Here is a 19,512-nt window from a genome sequence, read left to right as displayed (position 1 = left end):
ACCCTTCGGCAGATACAGATAGTCGTCAGCCGCCCATTCTTCTTGATACGGGTTATCGGGCCATTTGGTCGGCGGGGGGACGTTCGGATGTTCCATGACAAGCTATCCGATTGGATAAGGTAGGGATTTCGGCGGTTATGGCAGCCAGCCCCGAGGCCAGCAAGGCACGGGAACGGAAGCGCCCCCTATTCGCGAACCATCACGAAATCCCAGCCGCGCTTGTCGACCGCGACGTTCCGATACCCGATACTCTCGAGATACTCCTTGGCGGAATATTGCGCTTCGCCGTCGAGCACCACGTGGTTCTGCTCGATGACGATCACCGGGTTCCAGCGTTCGATGGTGCGGGCGCCTCCGAGCAGCACCTTCTTCTCGAATCCCTCCACGTCGATCTTGATGTAATCGACATTCTGGAAGTCGAACATGTCCAGCGGGAAAACAGGCACGATCCGCGGTGCTATTCCCAACCGTTCGTGGTGCGCCCCGTCGTACATCCGAATGTCGCCCCGCTCGTCGCCGAGCGCGCAATGATAATGGGTGACCTTTCCAAGATCGACGTTGAAGCGGAACTTGGCGCAAAGCGTGGGATCGAATGCGCTTACCTGGTCGAAATCAAGCTGGAGATAGCGGGTGAACTCGCCGACCCGGCATCCAATGTCCAAGGCCGTCCTGAAGTTCTTGATGAACGGCTTGCTCAGCAGATAGGTCAGCTTGCAGGCGTGGTTGGGAAATTCGCCAGGACCTTCGGCGGAATACATATAGTCCGTCGCGGCCCAGCTCGCTTGATAAGGGTTGTCCGGCCACGTCGTGGCAGGTGGCAGATTTGCCTCTATTTCCATGCTGATAAGCCGTTGGTCTGGATGAGTGACAATGTCCGGCGATTATGGCAGGCGAAACCGGGGGCAGCAAGGCTGAGACGAGGCCAAAGAGGGTATTCAAGCGAACGATGAGCAAAGCCGAACGTCCAAGATCTCAACGAGTTAAGTCCTGTGTTTTGGTGCTGGGCGGCGACGGACGAGCGTCAGCGGCGATGGCGGGAGTCCTTGGCAGTCTCGGTTGCGGGACGCCCAGGAGTGCCGGCGCTGCCTCTCAGTCCCAGCGGATCTGCGACTTCAACGACGAATTGCTCGCTTCGGCCGGCTCCTCGCGCGACGATTTCACTCCTTTCTACGAGGCATGGCTGCAGTCGCCGCGCGCGCCCGAATTCCTCGATCGCGCCATCGCGCTTCTGGAAGAGGAATTCGGCTCCACCGAGCTTTTCGTTCTGTCCGACCCCAGCATTTGCCGACTGCTTGCTTTCTGGATGGAGGCGCTCAAGCAATTTGGCTGCACGCCCGAGGTAATGATCGTCGCGCGCAATCCAGCTGAGCCCTTGGAGAGTTCGCGTCAAAACGAGGCGCTCGGCCAGATGGTTTGGCTTCGCAACATGCTCGCCGCCGAGAGCGGGACACGCGGCATACAGCGCGCCTGCACCAGCTTCGATCAACTCGTCCGAGACTGGGAAAACGTCGCCGCGAAGGCGCAGACGGCTCTGCAGTTGATCTGGCCAAGAGCAATCGCGAGCGTCGAATTCGAAGTCGCATCCCTGTTTGACCGCCTCGGCCAAGATCGAAGCATCCCGGGCGCGGGGAGCAAAGCGCTCCTGCCGCCCTGGCTGCAGCAAAGCTCGGAAATCCTTTCGCGCTGGGCAGAGACCGGAGAGAATCCTTCCGACTACGAGGCGCTCGACAGGATCAGGGCCGAATTCGACGTTGCCGCCAGCGCTTTCGCGCGTGTCATCAGGGGAGCTCATGCCATGGAACCCGGGTCTTCGTCAGGAACGCGCCCAGCACGCGCGCCCGGAATGCATGAGACCCAGAGCAGCGATGCTATCGGCCTGAAGGCCATGCTCCAGCAGCAGCGCCGGAAGACCACTCTTCTCAACGCCGACCTGCATAAGCAAATCGAGGCCCGGGAAACCCTGGAAGCCCAGCTGATCGAAGCACAGGCCGAACTGGAGGCAAGCCGGGCACGCCGCAAGGAGATGGCACGCGTGATCGCCAACCGGGATGCGAAGATCGACCGCCTCTATGGCGAACTTGGAGCGCTGCAGCGGCACGTGCTTCGCTCCAGCCCCTTGTGGCAGGTGAAAGCGGCCTTCCGTCGCCTCGGCCGTTCGGTGCGGCGGCCCGTTCCGCCGCCTAATCCGGAGGCGCAGTCACTCAGCTGATCAAGCGGCCTTTCCGGCCGCTGCACAAAGGAGACGTCAAGCCGTCTGGGGTGCCGGCACTGGATTGGGCGGCACGAAGGTTTGCGTGAACTCCTCGAAGAAGCGGAAGTAATCATCATCCTTGAAAAAGATGAAGTTTGCTCCGCCCTTGCCCCTGCTCATGAGCGACTCGATCTTACCTTCCGGCATATATTCATGCTGATTGATCCGCAGCTGGTGCTGCGAGAGCTTCCAGCCTTGTGATTTAAGATGCGCCACGACCTCGAGGCTCTCCGGAATCTTGAAGTCCACTTCAAGCAGGATGGTCTTGAGCTCGGGCCGCTGAAAGGTGTTCGCAGCACCCTTTGCAACCTTATATTCGAATCCGTCGACGTCGATCTTGATGTGATTGGGGGGCGGCAGCACCTGCCGGGACACGAGCTCGTCCAGCGGGAAGGAAACGCAGCCCTGTTGCGGGCGCTTGTCCCGTTCGATCATCCGCCCGCCGATCAGCCGGTCGGCCTTCCACCAGTTCTCGCCAAAGTCATGATGCGAACCGGCGTAGCTGAAGCCGCTGAGGTGAAGCACCGAGACATCCGCAACATCCGTGATCGCCATGCAATAAGCCGTCACACGGCCGTGAAGGTCATTGACGAAGATATTCTTGTTGAGCTCGGCATAGTTCAGTGCCTCCGGCTCGAAGGCAAAGACACGGCAGCCGACAACGCCGGCATAAATGGCGTACATGCCGACGTTGGCACCGATATCGACAACGACCTCGTCCGGACCGAAGGTCTCGATCCAGGGAATGGTGAGCGGTTCCTTGGTCAGCAGGCTCCGGATGCGCTTCTGGGACTGGCGCGAGGTTGCGACATAGCGAACGATCCGGCCACTGACGTCCAGCTCCTCGACTGGCAGCGAGATAATTCCCGCCTCGAAGTCGCGTTTTGTCGTCGATCGGATTTCTAGAGGCATGCAACGTCCATTTCAAAATTCACCGGGCTTTTGCCGTGCTTGGAAGACGTTCGTCGCCGTGACCGTGCCTCTGATGAAGCCGGGCGATGCGAGCGTCGAACGTCAACTCCGGGCGATCCATAGTCTGAGGATTGCTAAAGTACATCGCCGCAAAGGCTTTTTCCCCATGATAGATCTGGTGGGCAACAATGCGGGTCTCGCACAGCCATACGTCGCCCTGCTCGAAGGCAATGTGATTTTTCGGCAGACGGTCCAAGCAGGCGCCTTTCATCCCGCCGACGGTCTTGTTGACGAAGCGGTTGAGATCGTCCCCGATCTTTCCTGCGAGTTGGCCAAGGTCGTGCGTGTCGTAAATCGTCTCGGCAAAATCATCGATCCGGTGGCTTGTCCGCCACAATCGCGGCGAAGCAGCGATGTTCGTAAATATGCGAACCTGGTGGAAGGGTTCCACTATCCCGAAATTGTCCCAGTGCAGGTTCTCGAACATCGTGGACGTGAATCGCCACGTGTAGACGGTGCGGGTCGCCACGTACTTGGGGAAAAGCCTTGAATAGAGAGCATCCGACTGTGCATCGCCGCTCTTCACCTGCTCCTGAAAGTAGGAGAGCTTGCCGGCATCGCGATTGAAGACGTTCTGGAAGACGAACTGATCGAGTGAATTGGGGCTTGCGGGATCAAGACCGATGACCCGGTCTCCGCCATATTTCTTGAGCTTCCTGATGATTTCGTCAGGTCCCTCGACGTCGAAGTCCAGACTGTTCAGAAAAGCATAATCGAGATCGAAGCGAACGCCGCGCAACAAGATTAGATTGCCTTCCTCGTAGAGCGCTCTGACCCTTGCACAGTCCTCGGCGGACTGAAGATCCATCTCCACGAAATGTTCGGCTACCAGGGGGTCGCGGACGATCGTCGCCATGTTAAAGCGTTTGCTCCCAGCCGCTCAGGCGGACGCCGACAAGTAGGACAAGCCGCCTTTCGCCGTCAAGGCGGCCACCCTGTAATACGCACCGCCATGAAGTTACCATTATCGTTGACCGAGCAACGAAAAATGATTGATCGAAGTCGTGGGTAACATAGCGGGCCGCATTAGAGAGCCGTTGGACTTTGAACGATCCTGTCATTTTGACGCGATGACGTGGAAATCCTTCGCATTCCGGCTATGAATGATTGTATACTTTGAGAAATGACCTTGAGATACCGAGAATTCCAGAAGCTCCCTCATATTATCGTTGGTATAATAGTGCATATGGATCGAAGACTTCGAATCGAATAGCTTCTGGGCCTTGTCGGGCGAACTGCGCGCGTGGCCGTATCGCTCGTAATGGCTGAATGACGGAGCGAAGCCGCCGTCGCGAAACTCCTCCATCATCTCCGCCATGCTTGTGGGGTCGGCAAGATAATCCTTCGAGCCGATATAGTCGGGCACGACCATCATGACCTCCCCTCCCTTCCTCAGCAGCTTTGACCAGCGCTCGAGGTGTCCGATGGGATTTACGAGATGCTCGAATACGTGGCTTGAATAGATGAAATCCAGGCTTTCGGGTGCGACCGGGATCTCGTGGGCTTCACCCACGATGTAGAGTGGCTCCAGTGCCGGGTCGAACTTCATCTTGTAATGTTCGCCGTAAAGCTGAACCCATTCCTCCGCCGGCTTCTGTTCGACGTAGAGGACGTCCGTCTCATCGCTCGGGTGGATATGGGGGTTGGGCCCGGGGCCAAGTTCGACACCCCTGCCCTTGCACCTGCCGAACAGCAAGGAGCGATCAAGGTCGAAGTGACTGGCGATGAAGACGGGTGAAGGACCGCTGCAGTAGATCTCAAGATCCAGCGGCAAAGCGACCGGATCGACCGGCCATGGAAGCACGATAGGCTCGAAACCCCGGTCGTGGACCTTCAGCCTTCGCTTCGAGACGGTCTTCCCGTTGCTCAGGAAGCGGACCGCAACTTCGGTGTCGCCGTGCAGCCCCTTCGCATACCATCCGATCGAAGCTGCTCGACTTCTGAAAGGCTGACATTCCGTCGCCCTCTCGACGTAAATCGATCCGCCATCGACATCGAGCTTCACTCCGCGCCACGTAAGGCCATTGTGCTCAAGGCGCATCTTCCCGACCTTCCTCGATCGAGCAAAACGTTCGTTGTGATTGGCGATGAGGTAGACGAGATTCATGCCGCGCCAGATGCTCCTTTCCCTATACCAACGAGGCGACGGCTGAGCGTCAAGGCCTTGTGTTCCCAACGCCTTTCCAGCCGCTGGCAGACAGTTGCAAGCTGTACAAGTTCACGGCTTAGCACAGCTTTTGGGGGTAGCGATCGGCGCGGCCATCGTGTTTAGGCTGCCGCATGGAAGGCATTCAATGTCACGGCCTGTGGGTCCCGGAGTCCGACGCCCGGGTTTTTGAGCGCTACGCCGAGTTTGAAGGTCTGCCCGATCTCGACGTCAGCAAGGTCGCCAAATGCATCGCGCTCAGCCCGGCTTTTGGGACGGCCCTCGACGTCGGCGCCCACGTCGGAGCCGTGTCGGTTTATCTCGCCCGCAAGTTTGCCCACGTCGTCGCACTTGAAGCTGTTCCGACGACGTTCGAGTTCCTTCGCCGCAACACGGCCGACCTTGAGAACGTGACGGTCCTGAATGTTGCCGCAGGTCCGAGCGAGGGAGAGGTCTATCTTTCCCATTATCCGCATCACGGCCAATTGTCGCATGTCGCGCCCGATCGGGAGGTGCCAAAGACGCACAGGGTCGGGCCAATCCCCGTGCGGCCGATCGACAGTCTCCATCTTGGGGAGCTCTCCTTCATCAAGATTGACGTCGAGGGCTTTGAACTGCCGGTGCTCGAGGGGGCGAGGCAGTCGATCGAGGAGTTCCGGCCACTGGTGCTGGTCGAGCAGAACGGAAACGAGGAACTCCATTTCGGCCGCCCCAGAAACGAGGCGTCGGCCTTTCTCGAGCGGCTTGGAATGCGGCTGCACCCGGAGGCGCCGATCATGGGCAAGGACCGGCTCTACACCTTCTGATCAAGACTTCAGGATCGCCAAGCCCCCGACCGCGACGCCCTCGCGTGCCCCTCGCTCGTGCAACCCACGAGCTCGTTGCCATCCTCGGGCCGGAGGGTCGCCGGAACCTCCGAGTAGAAGCCGAATTTCATCGTCCTCACCTTCTGCCTGTCGATCGCACGGCAGCGGACGAAGCGAATGCGCTTTGGAAAATCGAGGTCATAATCGCCGCGCCGGATGATGAAGCCCGACGGCGCGGGAAACGAAATGTGATTATAGCCGGTGTCGAGCGACGTGCAGTCGAGGAAAGTGCAGTCCTGCGTCTTGAACGGGAGATTTGCCTCGGCTGGTCCCGAGGCCATGAATCCGTACATCCCGCACCTCTGGGCAACGTGTCCCACAACCTTGCAGCCCACGGCGCTGTTCGCGAACTTCACCCCCACCGAACCGCAATCGGAGCTGTGGCCACCATTGATCACGCATTGCAAGTTGCCATCAGAACCCGTGACGTCGATGCCCTGGTCTACGTTTCGAATCTTCGGCCCGATGATGGTGACCCGCCTGTTCTTGCTAAGTGCAATGCCACGCGTTCGCAGATTGGCGAACCTGCGCCCGACGTAGGAAGCGTTGCCGGTGAGGTCGGAGACGACGGGGTTGTGAAGGATGCAATCCCGGTTGCCGTATAACCAGATGCCCTGCATGACATCGTCGGTTGCTGCTGCATCGTCGAAATGCGCATCTCTCACGACAAGATTCTCGTACCTGCTCCCTGAAGTTGCCCAAATGGCGATGAGACTGTTCTTGCCATCGCCGAAGGCTTCGACGTTCCTCACTTCGTGATTGGAGCCGCCCTCGATCCAAAGGCCAAAGGTCGAATTCATGTCACCGGTGCGCGCAGCTCGACCCAGATCGATTTCGAGACCGTCGATCTGGATGGCTTCGCATTTTTCGAAATGAAGGGTGCTGACACCGTTCGCCGGCGAGATCTGCCTCAGACGCAGCGACTTGATCCGAGGCGCCTGCCCCCTCGTCACGCGAAGAGCGCCGGCGACGGCGAATACGGCGTTCCCGCCATCGATCGGACGGCCAGACCTCAGGGCTTCGGCAAAGGCCCTGTTCAGCGCTTCTAAATCGTTGGAAGCTCCATTTCCCCGGGCTCCATGCGACCGGGGATCGACCGCGGAGCCGCCGGAGGTTCGAACAGCACCCGATTTGAGCGCGACTGCCCCCGCGGCGCTTGCGCCAAGTGCGCTGATCAGGAATTCGCGGCGCCCCAGCATCACATTTCTGACCTTTCAAACCACCGGGTATCAAAGTCCCCTAAAAGCCTGAACGACCGGGCCACGAAGAAGCTCACGAGGGCGACATTTCCTTGTCCGATCAATTGCATCCGCTAAGGAACGGACAAGACCTGCCGGGGGCACGTATTTGGCAAACCTCTTCATCAATCCGAACCTGCCGAACTATTTCGTCGACGCCCCTGAAGTGACCTCGGCGGCGACGGCTCGAAGCTATGTGCCGGAGTTCGAACAGGGAAAGGTCGTGACCTTCCCGAACCTCAGGGCCAAGATCGACCATGAGTTCTGGGCCGGGCTCGACACCAACAAATATCCGGCACTGAGGAAGTTCGGCGGATCTCTTCAGGACGACAATCGGGTTACGGTGAAGCTCCACCGCGAGTCCCTTTCACAGCGGGGCCTCGAGGGCCCACTGATCGATACGCTCTGCGAGCAGTTCGAGGCGATCTACGGGGCTCTGCTCCCGGCATACCGTTCGATTTTTGCCGAATATTCTTTCGAAAAACGCAAGGTCGTCTGGCGCCTCAACACGCTGATGAACGAGAACATGCACCTCGATGTCTACGCCGAGGAACGAGACGAGCATTTCGCCCGAATGTTCATCAACCTCGATAACCAGCCGCGCATCTGGCAGACGAGCTGGACGGCTGATGACCTGGTGGAAAAGCTTAAGGGCAGATTTCCCTCCGAGGACCTCCGCGAGAAGAGCCGCGCCGACTTGTGGAAAGATCTTAGTTTCTCTCTCTTCGGCAGCTCACCTCAGCAATGGTGGGACGACCAGCCACATCATGTCGCCTATTTCGCTCCGGGCGACATCTGGATCGTCGACAGCCGCCAGGTTTCCCACCAGATCTTCTATGGACGGAGGGCATTGTCGATCGACTTCTCAGTGAAGAAGGAATCGATGAAGGATCCTTCGCGTCACTATCTCTCGTTCATTGACCGGCTCCGGGCGGAGCCACCCTCGCCTCCTGCCCGTACCTCACTTCTCAGCAGGGCCGGCGCGGCATTCCGGCGCCGCGCCTAGGGCGCCGTCTTCACAAGCTCCGAAACGTCGAGAGGCTGGCCTGGCGTATAGGCGTCAAACAGACGAGCGAAGATTTCGTCGTATTTCGGGTCCTTGTAGAAGATGTAGTTCAGCCCGCCGACGCCGCGCTCCTGATAGGATTTGATCTTCTCGACAGTGAACTTCACCTCGCGGTTGATGCGAAGCTGCTGCCAGGAATAGCGCCAGCCGAGCTTCGTGAGCCGTTCCACGATCGCCAGGTTTCGCGGGTCATCAAAGTTGATCTCGATGAGCACGGTCTTGAGACCGGGACTGGAAAGCGTTTCGATCATTCCCTCGACGACGCGATGCTCGAGACCGTCCACATCGATCTTGATATGGTGAGGTGCAGGCAGACCCTCCGCAACGAGCGTGTCTAGCCGGTGGCCCACGCAGCCCTGAACGCGGCGATTGTCCCTGCTGACATGCCAGTCATGGGCGAACGCCTTGTCCTCCTTCCAGCTGTTTTCCTGGAAATCATGGTACGAGATGCCGAGGCCGAAATCGCTGAGCAGCAGCCTGTCCAGCTTGTCTACGTCACTGAGCGCAACGCAGTATCCAAGGACCCGGCCGTGGAGATCGTTGAGATAGATGTTCTTGTTGAGCTCGGCGTAGTTGAGCGCTTCGGGTTCAAATGCATGGACGAACGCCTTGCGCATGACTGCCGCGTAGATCGTGTACATGCCGACGTTGGCGCCAACGTCGTACAAGGTCTCGCCTTCCGCAAACGTATCGATCCACGCGAGCGTGATCGGTTCTTTCGACAAGAGGGTGCGAAGCCTCTTCTTGCTGGATGAGCCGGTCGTTGCGAATCGCATTCGCTGACCCCTCACCTCGACGTCGGCGAATTCCATGTCGAGCCACTTGGTCTGAACGCGGCCCGTATTCGCCTCGGAAGCGCTTTGCGGCTTCGATTGCTCCGCTGTTGCCGGTGGAGCAGCTTCCTGCGCGACGCGCCTCAGAAACCTTGGGACTGGAAACCTACGCATCATGCCATCAACTTCCGGGCCTTGAGCTCGGCATTTGCATGGTCGAGCAGGTCTTGGGGAACGGGCTGGTCTGCCACCCAGGCGACAAATCGCCTCATTCCGGTTTCGAGGGATATGGCGGGCCTGAACCCCGTGACGGCCTCGAGCCGCGAGACGTCGGCGAAGTTGTGCCGGATATCCCCCACGCGGTACTGGCCGGTGACCTCCGGTTCTATGGCAGAGTTCATGATTTGCTGCAGCATGTGCGCAACCGCCATGATCGAAGCGGCAGTGCCCGAGCCGACGTTGAGCGTCACCCCGCCGCGCTGGGGCTGATCGATGCACCGGAGGATCGCGGTCGCGACATCCTCGACGTGAACGAAGTCGCGCGTCTCCAGCCCGTCTTCGAAGACCGGGAGCGACAGGCCGAGGCGAATTCTCGTGGAGAAGATCGACAATATCCCCGTGTAGGGATTGCGCAGTGACTGTCCCTCCCCGAACACGTTCTGCAGCCGGAGGATAGAGTGCGAAATGCCGAGCGCACCGCAAATCACCCGCACGAGATCTTCCTGAGCGAGCTTTGTCGCAGCATACACCGAAGCCGGCGCAAGCCGGTCATCCTCCCTCGTTGCAGCAGGCTCAATGACGCCGCCGCACTCTGGGCAGGAAGGCGTCCATTGCTGTTCGGCCAGCTGCTGCTGCGTCCGCCCTCCGGGATAGCGGCGGACACCTGCAGGATCGCAGGTCCGGCAGATATAGGCTCCCTCTCCGTACACGGAACGGCTCGATGCCAGGATGAAGTTTTCAGCTGAGTGGCTGGCGTTTGCGAGGATATCGAGGAGCAGCGCCGTGCCCTGGACATTCACCCGGTAGTAGCGGTCGATCTCGTACATCGACTGGCCCGTCCCGGTTTCGGCGGCGAGGTGCACGATGGTCGTGATGCCCTCAAGCGCGCGTTCGACGTCCTGGCGCAGGTTGATGTCGCCGCGAAGGAACTCGGCACCGGCCGGAGGCTCGTATCTGGCCCCTTCACCATGAACCTGGGCCGAGAGATTATCGAGAATCCGGACGCGGTGACCGGCCGCCAGGGCCGCACGCGTCAGATGCGTGCCGATGAATCCGGCTCCGCCGGTGATGAGGATATCCGTCACTGCTATTGTCCGGAAGCGGCCTTCTGCTCCGGGTCAAGGCCGGCTTCATCGCATTCAACCTGGACCAGATGTGCCGCGAGCTCGCGGTGGTCGTTCGCAGCCTTGCTCGCAGCGCCAGGAGAAGGAGCGGAATCGGGCCGGCTCGGCGTTTCGGCGTTTTCGCCAGCGACGTGCTTCAGGAAGAGCTCCATTACGTGCTCCACTCCGTTCTCGAGCACGTTCCGAAGATCTTCCGCGTAATAGGCACCGCGCGAGAAGGCTCCCGTAATGATCTCGTAGGACGGGAAATAATGCACGTGGGGAAAGCGCGATGTCAGCATTTCGGCGGCGACGCGCAGCACCGACTTTGAATATGTCGTCGCAGTTAGGACGTGCTGGTCGGTGCGGGCGGTCGCCGCAAGCGGAACGGGCGAAACGGTGAGGATGACTTGGGCGCCCGGGTTGACGCGCGCGAGGTGCATGAGAAAGGCCGACATTTCGCTGACGACGTCGTCGACCGTCTCGTTGCAGAAAACATGCCTGTCTTTGTCGAACACGCCGCCGGAGACGCCCGGACACACGGGAAACACCGCGCCGTCCTCTCGGGAAACCCAGCATTCGGTCAATCCCAGCGTGAAGACAAACACGTCCAGCTTCTTGAACATGCGGCGGACGGCAGTGAGATGCTGATCCCGGTCGAGCCGCATCTCAAGTTCCGAGATGAACCCGCCAGGCTGTGCAGTCGGCCTGAATGGATCGAGAAAGACGTCAGGAGCCGATTGCCAGCAATCTTCTGCAGGCTGGAACAGCCCGTGGGCCCGCTCGAACAGCTGCAGGAGCTGACGCGAGGTATAGATGTTGCCGTAACGGGCGGAAAAGAGCCCGTAATTGTTCGCGAGACGGACACCTTCGGGAAGCACCGGATGTCCCGTCTCTGCCAAGAAATAATTGTAGCCGCCCTGCCGGAGGTAACGGGCAATGTGCTGGGCAAAACAGCTTCCGGCAGTTGCCACTCTTGTATTGCGGTCAATCTTGATCCCGAGATCGACCACGGGGTCGATCTCGCGCGGCTCGACGCTGCCGACGGAACGGCGCCAGGATGTGTGCGCCGGTGCGCTCTTGTAAGGGTGATCAGTCATTGAGAACCCGGGGGTGACTTTCGAAAATTTCCGCTATCTGACGAAGAACGAGCGCCCCGTAGCCTGAATTGGCATGGGTGACATCGTCATCATAATATATTTCCTTGAGAAATCCGCGATCGTCGAACGCAGCACGTGGAGCCGGCAAGAACCGCATTCCCAATGAATCGGCCCATTCGGCCATGAGGCGCTCTTCCAATAGCCAAAGCTTCAATCGGCTCTCCGCCTTTTCCACTCCAAAGTCCTCAACAACCTTGTTCCGGTATACCCGGTTCTTCGGCCTCATAAATCGCTCGAGAATGAACTCGTTACTCCACTTGGGCGGCGGCGCGCTCAGGACAAAGATGGGACAGGACGCGCAAGTTATGAGGGTACGGATCTTGTCGACATCGGCGAACTGGGCTTCGAAAGCGCTGACAATTGCCCGGTGCGGGACCCGGACCTTGGCGTCCGGATCGGGCCTCTCGCCCGCGTGGAGAAAGAAGTCGAACGCCTCTCCCGAACGCACGAGGCCCAGCAGATTATGGTAGCCGTGCAGGACTGAGAGGAAAATGCGGTCCTCGGGCGAAGCATTGGCAGCAAGCTCGCACGCCTCGCTGAGCGAAATCGAATGTTCGCTCGGGCGCTTGTCCTGCAGGCGGTAGACCGAAATCGCGCCATAGGAATCCGGCGCCTCGGCGAGAGCCTGCGCAATGGCCTCGCAATGACTGTGACCGATGACGATCGCCCGTGCCAAGGTGGTCAGGCCTCCGCTTCGCCCTGCCCGGCCGCGAGCTCCAGCATCTGCCTCAGCACGATCTCGCCGTAGCGCCGGTTCGCATGGGTTACGTCTTTGGCGTAGTAGCGCGGCGCGAGATATCCCTCGGGAGTGACTCCGCGGCCTGGCGGCCTCACGAGCGTGATACCCAGTTCCCCGCAAAGCTCGCCAAGGCAATCGAGCTGGACCTGCCAGCACTTCAGCCGGAGGCCGGCAGGGGTTGGCCCCATGTTCTCAATTCCAAGGTCGGCGAAGCGGCTTTCGAAATGGGTCCTGATGAACTTGTTGTCTTTTTTTGGCGGCGGCGGCGCCAGATGGAACACCCTAGCGCTGGTCGCTTCGCGGATTTGCTTCAGGACCGGGCCGATGGCGCCCCGAACTCCCTTCGAAATATATCCCGCCACGGTCCGGAACGGGACGAGTTCTGCTCCAGGAGAGATGCGGTCATCGGGAGAACTCATGAAGTCGTAGCTGATGGGATCGCGCACGGTGCTGATGACCGCATATTGGTTGCCGCCTACGGCGGAGAAAACCAGGTCGTCAGGTCGGAAACTACGGATGTCGCTGCAGAAGTCCTCAAGGGTCGAATCCCCGACCGCCTTTCCATCCTTCTCCTTCAGAAGACGATAGATTCGGATATGTTCATAGTCGCCCTTGCGCTCCGGAAAGTCCTTAGCGCTGATGAGGGCGGCCGTATGGCTGTCGCCAAAGACGGCAATCCGGGATCCTCCGGCGGGCTCCGGCGGTCGGATGAGGCCCCGTATCTGAGAGAAGAAGCTCATCCGGTTACGATCGGCGAGAAGCTCTTCACGAGCCGATCCACGGCCTTCATCTGCTCTAGATAGGGTCGCAGGGCATCGAGCGGCAACGCGCACGGGCCATCGCACAGGGCCTTGTCCGGGTCGGGGTGAGCTTCGAGGAAGAGCCCGGCAATCCCAAGCGCCATTCCTGACCTTGCAAGTGCGGTTGCCTGCGCGCGGCGACCGCCGGCGCTTTCACTTCGGCCGCCGGGCTTCTGGAGAGCGTGCGTCGCGTCAAAGACCACCGGCGCCATGTCTTTCATGAGGTCCATGCCCAACATATCGACGACCAGGTTGTTGTAGCCGAAGCTCGAGCCGCGCTCGCACAGGATGACCTGGCTGTTCCCCGCCTCCCGGCATTTGTTGATGATGTGCTGCATTTCCTGCGGTGCGAGGAACTGCGGCTTCTTGATGTTGATGGGGCGGCCCGTCTCGGCCAGCGCCGATACGAGGTCTGTCTGCCGCGCAAGGAATGCCGGCAGCTGCAGGATATCGACGACCTTGGCAACCGGAGCCGCCTGGTAGGGTTCGTGGACGTCGGTCAGGACCGGCACGCCGAACCGCTCCTTGACCGCGGCGAGTATCTCCAGGCCCCTTTCGAGCCCCGGCCCGCGGAAGGACTTTATCGAAGACCGGTTTGCCTTGTCGAATGAAGCCTTGAATACGTAAGGAATCTCCAGCTCCGTGCAGATAGCAACGAACCTCGAGGCGACGGCCATGACCGTGTCCTCGTCCTCGATCACGTTCATGCCGCCAATGAGAACGAACGGACGGTCGTTCGCGAAGGTGACGCCGCCCTGTAATGTTACTGTATGTGGCAAACTTGCACTTTCCTGTTCTTGTAAGCCTGATCCCGTTGCTCGCGGACAACTTCCTGGGCCCTTTGAAGCAAATCCAGCAGCTGCTCGCGGCGGCGCTCAGGACTATCGGATTGCTTCGCTTTTGGGAGGGTCCGCCGGCTGATCGCGAGCCGCTCATCCACATTGTTGACCAATAGGTCCAGAGGCCAAGGCCGGTCCTCGGCGGGATTGGACAAGATCTTGCCGCCCCCATTTGGTGCATCGGCATTCCCGCTGGTGATAACGGGCACATCCTGGCCGCGAGCCCATTCGATGATCCTCTGGGCAGCCGGTCCCCGATAATCGCAAATGACGATCACCGAGGGATTAGCCCTGTCGAGATCGAGGCAAAGCCGCGGCGCGTTGCGTTTCCCTCCCGACGCCTCAAGGTCCGGGGCGGTCATCACCATGGTCGTGACCTCGCCGCGGGCGATCAAGGGCGCAAGCACCCTTTCAAATTCGTCCTGAAGGCCGGTTCTCCCGCCGTTCGTGATGAACAGCAGCCGCTGTCGCTCGGCCACGGATCCTGGCTTTCGAACATCCATCCTCGCGGCGGCCTCGAACAATTGCGCGAAGCGGGAGAAGACATCGTGAGGATCAAGGATCATTCCTGAATCCTCGAGGAACTTCTCCTGGGCGGCGATGAAAGGCTCGGGATGAGCTTCGGCGGCGAGCGCAAACTTCTCCCAATCCCGGGCCGAGGAGACGATTGCGAGACCCTCGTAGCTGCTTGTGTCCATGGTTCCGGCACTGTCCCGCCAAACGGCGGTCGGTATCCGCGCCAGCAACATGTCGACGAGGACCGTCGAAGGCGCGGAGATGCCGTAGGAAAACTGTCGAAGGTCGAGGCGGTACATCGGGGCGTTCTCGACCTTGACGTTCGAGGGAACGGCCAGGCTGTTCCTGAGGAAATATTGTCCTCCGGGATGCGCCCGGAGCCGGACATCTCTCTTTCTCTTCCTCATGCGCCTCGAGAAAGCGTCGAACACGGCGACAAATTCCGATTTGAAATCGGTGGTCCCGCTAAAGCGCACCGAATGGAGGTTCTCGCACACGATCCCTGGCGCCCCAGGCGCCTTTGCAAGAGGGCTCTCCGGCAACTGCAGCACCGTCGTTGGGCCTGTCACCAGCAGCTTCCGAAGCTGCGAGGGAGCCATGGACGGCAATCGGTCGGCGCTCGTCCAGGAACAGACGATGTCAGCTGCAAACAGCGCGCTTTTGCCGTGAGCGCGCTCGTGATCGGCGCTGTGACGAAAGCCGACGCATTCAAAACCGTGTTGGACGGTGACTTTGAGAAAGGCCGGAGGGGCATGGCGGAAGACGTCGTGAGTTGTGGCGTGATTTTGCAGGTGCGATTCGCTCGCGCTGAAGAGCAGCCCGCGGCCCGTGAGGTGGGACTGAACCTCCCAGTCATCGTCGAAATATTCCACTCGCGCACCGCACTGCGCGGAAATCTCCTCAATCTCATGCTGCCAGATGCCAAGCGTGTCGCGGGCCGTGAACTTCGTTGAGACGAGCAGCAATGCATCGAAGCCGAAGTCCCGCGTCGCCATGAATGCAAGCGGACGCAGAACGTTCACATCCTGCACCAGGTGAATGAGGAATATCGCACAGGGACGCGAGCTCATTGGGCCGCTGCTTTCGACGCGCCGAAGGGCAGCGGGGAAACCTCCGAGAAGATGGTTCGCAATGGCCCGAAGGACTGGGTCAGTCTTTGCTCGATGCGCTGCATGGTACTGGCATAGGTAGCAAGCTGGAACGGAACAGGCGCAATCCTCCAGTCAAAGGCTTTTCCCTGCATCTCGCAAGCGCCCGTTTCATCGAACAGCGAGACGAATTCTCCGTTGCGCCTCGAGCGCTGGCGCGCCTCAGGAAGAAGGCGCTGCGCTGCCGCCTTGGAAACCACCATCTTCAGCGCTGCGCCGGCACCCCGGAACATCACATCGAAATCAAGTGCGGCCGAGCAATAGGGGCTTGCAACCGACAGACCCTTAACTTCCCTGATCAGTCGGTGAGCTTCGATCCTCGTGGATTGCCCGTGAATGAGGCTGATCGGCCGCTCCTGACGCGCGGAGGGGGGCGAGAGGTGATTGAGGAAGACAGCAAGTCGCGCAGCTTCAGTTTCGCTCGACGCCAGACACTCGACTAGCCGGCCATACGCTCCCATGCTTTGATCCGAAAATCGCATCGTTCCGGTGGCGATGTCTTCCGCGAGCTCCCGGGCGTCCCGGTAAACCAACGGTTCCAGTGCCGCACACAAGGGGTAGCCGACAGACAGGATCTGCGTGCCCGAGGACAGCGCCGTAATCGCGCGATTGAGCGACTTGGCAATGCTGAAAGATCCCGCATTAACGGGCAGGAATGCGACCATGGCATCGCGCAGCAGCTGGGCTTCGGCCGCTTGCGTCCACTCCGCCACTCGGGTGCTGACTGGAAGCTGTCCGATAAGTGACAGTCCGTCGGCGCTGAGGGAGCGCCTGTTGGTGAGGACCGTGAGTTCGACGTGAAAATCCTCGGCGCCCAGTTCCGCAAGATGATCGCGGTACGCGGCAAGATCGGCAAGTCCGACGGGGAAATAGGGATTGTCGCCAACGCCGAACCAGGCGGCGCGGACAAGCCGCGCGCTCCGTGCGGTCTCGGTCTTTTGCCGGATCAATTGCGGCAGGCGGTCGAATTCCTGCTTTGCAGCTGGATCATTCATCGTGTGAACTGGGATATCAGGCCTGTATCGAGCAACCACCTCAGCCATCGCCGCGGTCGAGCAGAGAGCAAAATCGCACGAACCGATGAGCTGCGAGAGCCAGTTGCGGTAGCGGGTGAGCCTGCTGTCCGCGCTTTGACTGAAATAGTCATCGAAGAGATCAAGGCCGACCAGCTTGCCTTGCCCGGACGCAATCGCAGCGATGATTATCGATCGGGCATCGTGGCACTTGCTGATGAGGACCGCATCATAATCTTCGCGGAGCGGATCGAATTGCGCGATGTCCAGCAGCCGCATTTCGACATCTTCGCGCCGAAGGTCGGGGGCGATACGGCCATAGCGGATGCGGGCGCCGGCCGACGCTTCATATTCCCTGGATGGAACGAGGACGGTCAGCCTCATCCGGCGTTGGCCCGAACATTCAACGAATGGTCCAACGGCGCTCGCGGGACGACGATGGACCGCCCCGCAGGTCGTTCGCATCCGACATTGCTTGCAGTGACCATGAACGAGCACAGATGATAGCCGCCGATCGTCTTGCCCGTCCGGTCCCCGATCCAGGCGCGGACGTTTGCGGCGCGGGTGAGCCACAAGTCACGAACAGGCGATGCAACGGGATAGACTGTACGCCACAATAGCCCAGCGAGCGCTCGAACATCATGATCCGTTGGCCGGCCATCGATCCTGCCGGCCATCTCGCCAAGGTCGAGCCCGGCGGTGTGCCAGCTCCGCCCGGGCTTTTCGCCGCGGATCAACACACATGAGGCCGTCTCGACGGATTGATGGCCTAGCAGGCGCGATAGCTCCAACGCCGTGCGCGGATCGTGAAGCATGGTTCCTGAACCAATGAAGGCGGCGAGTGGAGTGTCGATCCCAAGGCCCGCCGCCTTGAAATCACGAAAGAGAGCAGCGCGGCCTCCAAACCGCTCATTGGCCATCGAAAGCGTGGCTCGGTCCACTTGCCCCACGACAGCCAAAGCGTCGTGATCAGCGCCTGCTTGCATGCCCAGGGAATGGATGGCGAGAAAGAGATCTCCTTCATGCCACCCGCTCGCTTCGACTACCCACGTAATCGCCTCACGCCTGTTCGATGCACTTGGCAGGGCAGGATCTGCGACCGGCACCAGAAGCTCTGCGTCGCCGGGCCCGTTATCCCGGCAAGCGCGGATTGCAGCGGGCGGAAAGTCGAGAGGGATGGCGGATTTCCCGGCGACGAGGCGAGGCCACGTTCCGCCGCCCGGCGCCTCGAACTCGTCCAGGAGCGCAGTCATGTGTCGCGGAACGTCGACGAGACTGACCGGCATTGCGGGATCATGTCCCGCCACGACGAGCGGAACGATTGCCTCGCCCGCCTTGGCGACCTTGGCGGACCGGGGTTCAGTCAGAGCCGCGATCGTCGGCACCATGTCGTAAGAGAGGCGAATTCCCAGAGCCCCCTTTCGCAGCAGTTCTCGCGCTTCGCGCGAAGAGGGGCTGCGCGTTTCACCTGACGAGGAAATCTCGACTGCAACTCGCAAGATCTTCTCCAGCCACCCGCGCATGCGAGGCTGCAACACGGGCCCGGCACCGCCGTCGGCCCTGACCGGCTCGTAGCTGATCTGCCCGAGAGCAGGTTCGGCATCTCCGTCGAGCAGCGCGAGTAGCCGGCCTGCAAGGGCTTCGCTGTACGAGAGGGGGTCGATAAAGGCCCCAGCGTCAATTTCGGCAGCGCCGATCAGTTCAGGATAATGTGCGCCACCGCGGCAGAGCGAGGGGAAGGCAAGCAACCGGCACCCGAGAATGGCTCCATCGAGGTCGCAGAAGATGAAAAGTAGAGGATAGAAAGCATCTCGCAGCTGGAAATCCACGACGTCCAGCGGAGATGAAACAAGGCCCTCGCCCGCGAGCGCGAGCGCGCCGCCGCGCAATGGGTCGTGCTGAAGCGCCCGAACCACGAATTGCCGAACTTTGCCGGTCCAGCGCGTTCGCAGCTGGGACGAGTTCAGATACCAGCCGTCAGCCAGTTCGAATTCTGTCTTTGTCAGCTTTTTGGGCGCGCGTCGGGAAGCAGGCTGCTCGGAGGTCGAGAGCCGTTCAAAAAGCTCGAGCCCGCTTTCGACTTCACGGCGGAGCGGGCCCTTGCTGCAATAGCCAAGCGGCACATTTCCGATCTCGAGGGCGTCGGGCCGCTCGCGGTCGAGGCGGTAGGCTCGCAGCCAGGGCCGCGGCCTTTCTTCCCGCCGCGGAAACGAGCTGCAGGGAGCCGGGCCCGCAAAGTCAAAGCTCCGGGAGGTGCGGCTTTGGATCAGCACCCGGTGCCCGAAGGTCCCCCGCCCCTCTGCGTGACCGAACTCTATGTAATGAAGGAGGGGGTTGATGCCCGACCTTGCTACGTCCGAGTTTGCACGAAGATATGCCGAGGTCGCGAATTCGGGGCCTGGATCGCGCCCTTCCTGCCAGCCGCATGTCATGAAATGACGAAGCGGGTCGGTCCCGGCCTCCGCAACGTCAGGATAGTTGCGCAGATACCATTCGCCGTCGAACAACCCGGAATTCGCAACGAGCCGGCTTTCTGCCTTCCGGCGTCTTGCGCGCGCCGTTCGGCCGTTCATTGCGGCCAAAGTCCGGCGCCCCCCGCTTGCAATGGCGCGCAAAGAGCGGCGCAAGGGCAGTTCAGCCATGATCCCAACAGCCGTCGATGG

Annotated in this window: 17 protein-coding genes; 3 read left to right on the top strand and 14 right to left on the bottom strand. The window is 60.4% G+C overall.

The annotated features are described in order from the left end of the window. Positions 1–185 precede the first annotated feature (185 nt). The gene (locus V8192_RS14220; RefSeq protein WP_341633758.1) at positions 186–839 is read right to left on the bottom strand and encodes an FkbM family methyltransferase; all 654 of its coding nucleotides are present in this window, start codon (positions 837–839) and stop codon (positions 186–188) included. A gap of 191 nt (positions 840–1,030) precedes the next feature. Between V8192_RS14220 and V8192_RS14215 the strand changes: the two genes are divergently transcribed. Continuing rightward, a complete protein-coding gene (locus V8192_RS14215) occupies positions 1,031–2,209 on the top strand; it encodes a hypothetical protein (protein ID WP_341633757.1) in 1,179 nt (392 codons plus the stop codon). A 36-nt stretch (positions 2,210–2,245) separates the two neighbouring features. Here V8192_RS14215 and V8192_RS14210 read toward each other — a convergent pair whose 3' ends face one another. The 3 genes from V8192_RS14210 to V8192_RS14200 form a co-directional block, all read right to left on the bottom strand. Then, complete coding sequence (locus V8192_RS14210) at positions 2,246–3,163, bottom strand: FkbM family methyltransferase (protein ID WP_341633756.1); 918 nt, start codon at positions 3,161–3,163, stop codon at positions 2,246–2,248. Between the two features lie 19 nt (positions 3,164–3,182). Continuing rightward, positions 3,183–4,079 carry a hypothetical protein gene (locus tag V8192_RS14205; RefSeq protein WP_341633755.1) on the bottom strand — a complete coding sequence of 299 codons (897 nt, stop codon included), beginning with the start codon at positions 4,077–4,079 and terminating at the stop codon, positions 3,183–3,185. A gap of 201 nt (positions 4,080–4,280) precedes the next feature. Further along, on the bottom strand, positions 4,281–5,330 hold the full coding sequence (locus V8192_RS14200) for a class I SAM-dependent methyltransferase (protein ID WP_341633754.1): 1,050 nt from the start codon (positions 5,328–5,330) through the stop codon (positions 4,281–4,283). A 173-nt stretch (positions 5,331–5,503) separates the two neighbouring features. Here V8192_RS14200 and V8192_RS14195 point away from each other — a divergent pair, with 173 nt between their 5' ends. Then, a complete protein-coding gene (locus V8192_RS14195; protein WP_341633753.1) occupies positions 5,504–6,175 on the top strand; it encodes an FkbM family methyltransferase in 672 nt (223 codons plus the stop codon). 8 nt (positions 6,176–6,183) lie between these two features. Here the strand turns inward: V8192_RS14195 and V8192_RS14190 are convergent, their stop codons facing one another. Then, the gene (locus V8192_RS14190; protein ID WP_341633752.1) at positions 6,184–7,434 is read right to left on the bottom strand and encodes a right-handed parallel beta-helix repeat-containing protein; all 1,251 of its coding nucleotides are present in this window, start codon (positions 7,432–7,434) and stop codon (positions 6,184–6,186) included. Between the two features lie 148 nt (positions 7,435–7,582). On the opposite strand from V8192_RS14190, the gene V8192_RS14185 reads away from it, so the two are divergent. After that, positions 7,583–8,479, top strand: a complete 897-nt coding sequence (locus tag V8192_RS14185; protein WP_341633751.1) for a Kdo hydroxylase family protein — start codon at positions 7,583–7,585, stop codon at positions 8,477–8,479. On the opposite strand, the gene V8192_RS14180 is transcribed toward V8192_RS14185, so the two are convergent. Genes V8192_RS14180 through V8192_RS14140 form a run of 9 tightly spaced genes read right to left on the bottom strand, consistent with a single transcriptional unit; the run spans position 8,476 to position 19,422 of the window. Continuing rightward, on the bottom strand, positions 8,476–9,486 hold the full coding sequence (locus V8192_RS14180; RefSeq protein ID WP_341633750.1) for an FkbM family methyltransferase: 1,011 nt from the start codon (positions 9,484–9,486) through the stop codon (positions 8,476–8,478). The two genes, V8192_RS14185 and V8192_RS14180, sit on opposite strands and share 4 nt — an antisense overlap. Further along, the gene (locus tag V8192_RS14175) at positions 9,486–10,616 is read right to left on the bottom strand and encodes an NAD-dependent epimerase/dehydratase family protein (protein ID WP_341633749.1); all 1,131 of its coding nucleotides are present in this window, start codon (positions 10,614–10,616) and stop codon (positions 9,486–9,488) included. Before V8192_RS14175 ends, V8192_RS14180 begins: the two co-directional genes overlap by 1 nt. Before the next feature lie 2 nt (positions 10,617–10,618). Beyond that, entirely contained in the window at positions 10,619–11,734 is a 1,116-nt protein-coding gene (locus V8192_RS14170) for a GSCFA domain-containing protein (protein WP_341633748.1), read from the bottom strand. Then, complete coding sequence (locus V8192_RS14165) at positions 11,727–12,470, bottom strand: hypothetical protein (RefSeq protein ID WP_341633747.1); 744 nt, start codon at positions 12,468–12,470, stop codon at positions 11,727–11,729. Before V8192_RS14165 ends, V8192_RS14170 begins: the two co-directional genes overlap by 8 nt. A 5-nt stretch (positions 12,471–12,475) precedes the next feature. Beyond that, on the bottom strand, positions 12,476–13,273 hold the full coding sequence (locus tag V8192_RS14160) for a hypothetical protein (protein WP_341633746.1): 798 nt from the start codon (positions 13,271–13,273) through the stop codon (positions 12,476–12,478). Beyond that, the gene (gene kdsA / locus V8192_RS14155; protein ID WP_341633745.1) at positions 13,270–14,112 is read right to left on the bottom strand and encodes a 3-deoxy-8-phosphooctulonate synthase; all 843 of its coding nucleotides are present in this window, start codon (positions 14,110–14,112) and stop codon (positions 13,270–13,272) included. Before kdsA ends, V8192_RS14160 begins: the two co-directional genes overlap by 4 nt. Further along, complete coding sequence (locus tag V8192_RS14150; protein ID WP_341633744.1) at positions 14,097–15,758, bottom strand: hypothetical protein; 1,662 nt, start codon at positions 15,756–15,758, stop codon at positions 14,097–14,099. The genes kdsA and V8192_RS14150 overlap by 16 nt, the downstream gene beginning before the upstream one ends. Beyond that, positions 15,755–17,233, bottom strand: coding sequence for a hypothetical protein (locus tag V8192_RS14145; protein WP_341633743.1), 1,479 nt, complete (start codon positions 17,231–17,233; stop codon positions 15,755–15,757). Before V8192_RS14145 ends, V8192_RS14150 begins: the two co-directional genes overlap by 4 nt. Then, on the bottom strand, positions 17,230–19,422 hold the full coding sequence (locus tag V8192_RS14140) for a hypothetical protein (protein ID WP_341633742.1): 2,193 nt from the start codon (positions 19,420–19,422) through the stop codon (positions 17,230–17,232). The genes V8192_RS14145 and V8192_RS14140 overlap by 4 nt, the downstream gene beginning before the upstream one ends. Positions 19,423–19,512: the final 90 nt, after the last annotated feature.

It is taken from the genome of Sphingomonas agri (genome assembly GCF_038148795.1).
Lineage (GTDB): Bacteria > Pseudomonadota > Alphaproteobacteria > Sphingomonadales > Sphingomonadaceae > Sphingomicrobium > Sphingomicrobium agri.
This window is presented reverse-complemented; position numbering and strand designations above follow the sequence as displayed.

Excerpts from the sequence above, each read along its gene's own strand:
- V8192_RS14220 (WP_341633758.1), bottom strand. The coding sequence starts at position 839 with ATGGAAATAGAGGCAAATCTGCCACCTGCCACGACGTGGCCGGACAAC.
- V8192_RS14215 (WP_341633757.1), top strand. The coding sequence starts at position 1,031 with ATGGCGGGAGTCCTTGGCAGTCTCGGTTGCGGGACGCCCAGGAGTGCC.
- V8192_RS14210 (WP_341633756.1), bottom strand. The coding sequence starts at position 3,163 with ATGCCTCTAGAAATCCGATCGACGACAAAACGCGACTTCGAGGCGGGA.
- V8192_RS14205 (WP_341633755.1), bottom strand. The coding sequence starts at position 4,079 with ATGGCGACGATCGTCCGCGACCCCCTGGTAGCCGAACATTTCGTGGAG.
- V8192_RS14200 (WP_341633754.1), bottom strand. The coding sequence starts at position 5,330 with ATGAATCTCGTCTACCTCATCGCCAATCACAACGAACGTTTTGCTCGA.
- V8192_RS14195 (WP_341633753.1), top strand. The coding sequence starts at position 5,504 with ATGGAAGGCATTCAATGTCACGGCCTGTGGGTCCCGGAGTCCGACGCC.
- V8192_RS14190 (WP_341633752.1), bottom strand. The coding sequence starts at position 7,434 with ATGCTGGGGCGCCGCGAATTCCTGATCAGCGCACTTGGCGCAAGCGCC.
- V8192_RS14180 (WP_341633750.1), bottom strand. The coding sequence starts at position 9,486 with ATGCGTAGGTTTCCAGTCCCAAGGTTTCTGAGGCGCGTCGCGCAGGAA.
- V8192_RS14170 (WP_341633748.1), bottom strand. The coding sequence starts at position 11,734 with ATGACTGATCACCCTTACAAGAGCGCACCGGCGCACACATCCTGGCGC.
- V8192_RS14160 (WP_341633746.1), bottom strand. The coding sequence starts at position 13,273 with ATGAGCTTCTTCTCTCAGATACGGGGCCTCATCCGACCGCCGGAGCCC.
- V8192_RS14150 (WP_341633744.1), bottom strand. The coding sequence starts at position 15,758 with ATGAGCTCGCGTCCCTGTGCGATATTCCTCATTCACCTGGTGCAGGAT.
- V8192_RS14145 (WP_341633743.1), bottom strand. The coding sequence starts at position 17,233 with ATGAGGCTGACCGTCCTCGTTCCATCCAGGGAATATGAAGCGTCGGCC.
- V8192_RS14140 (WP_341633742.1), bottom strand. The coding sequence starts at position 19,422 with ATGAACGGCCGAACGGCGCGCGCAAGACGCCGGAAGGCAGAAAGCCGG.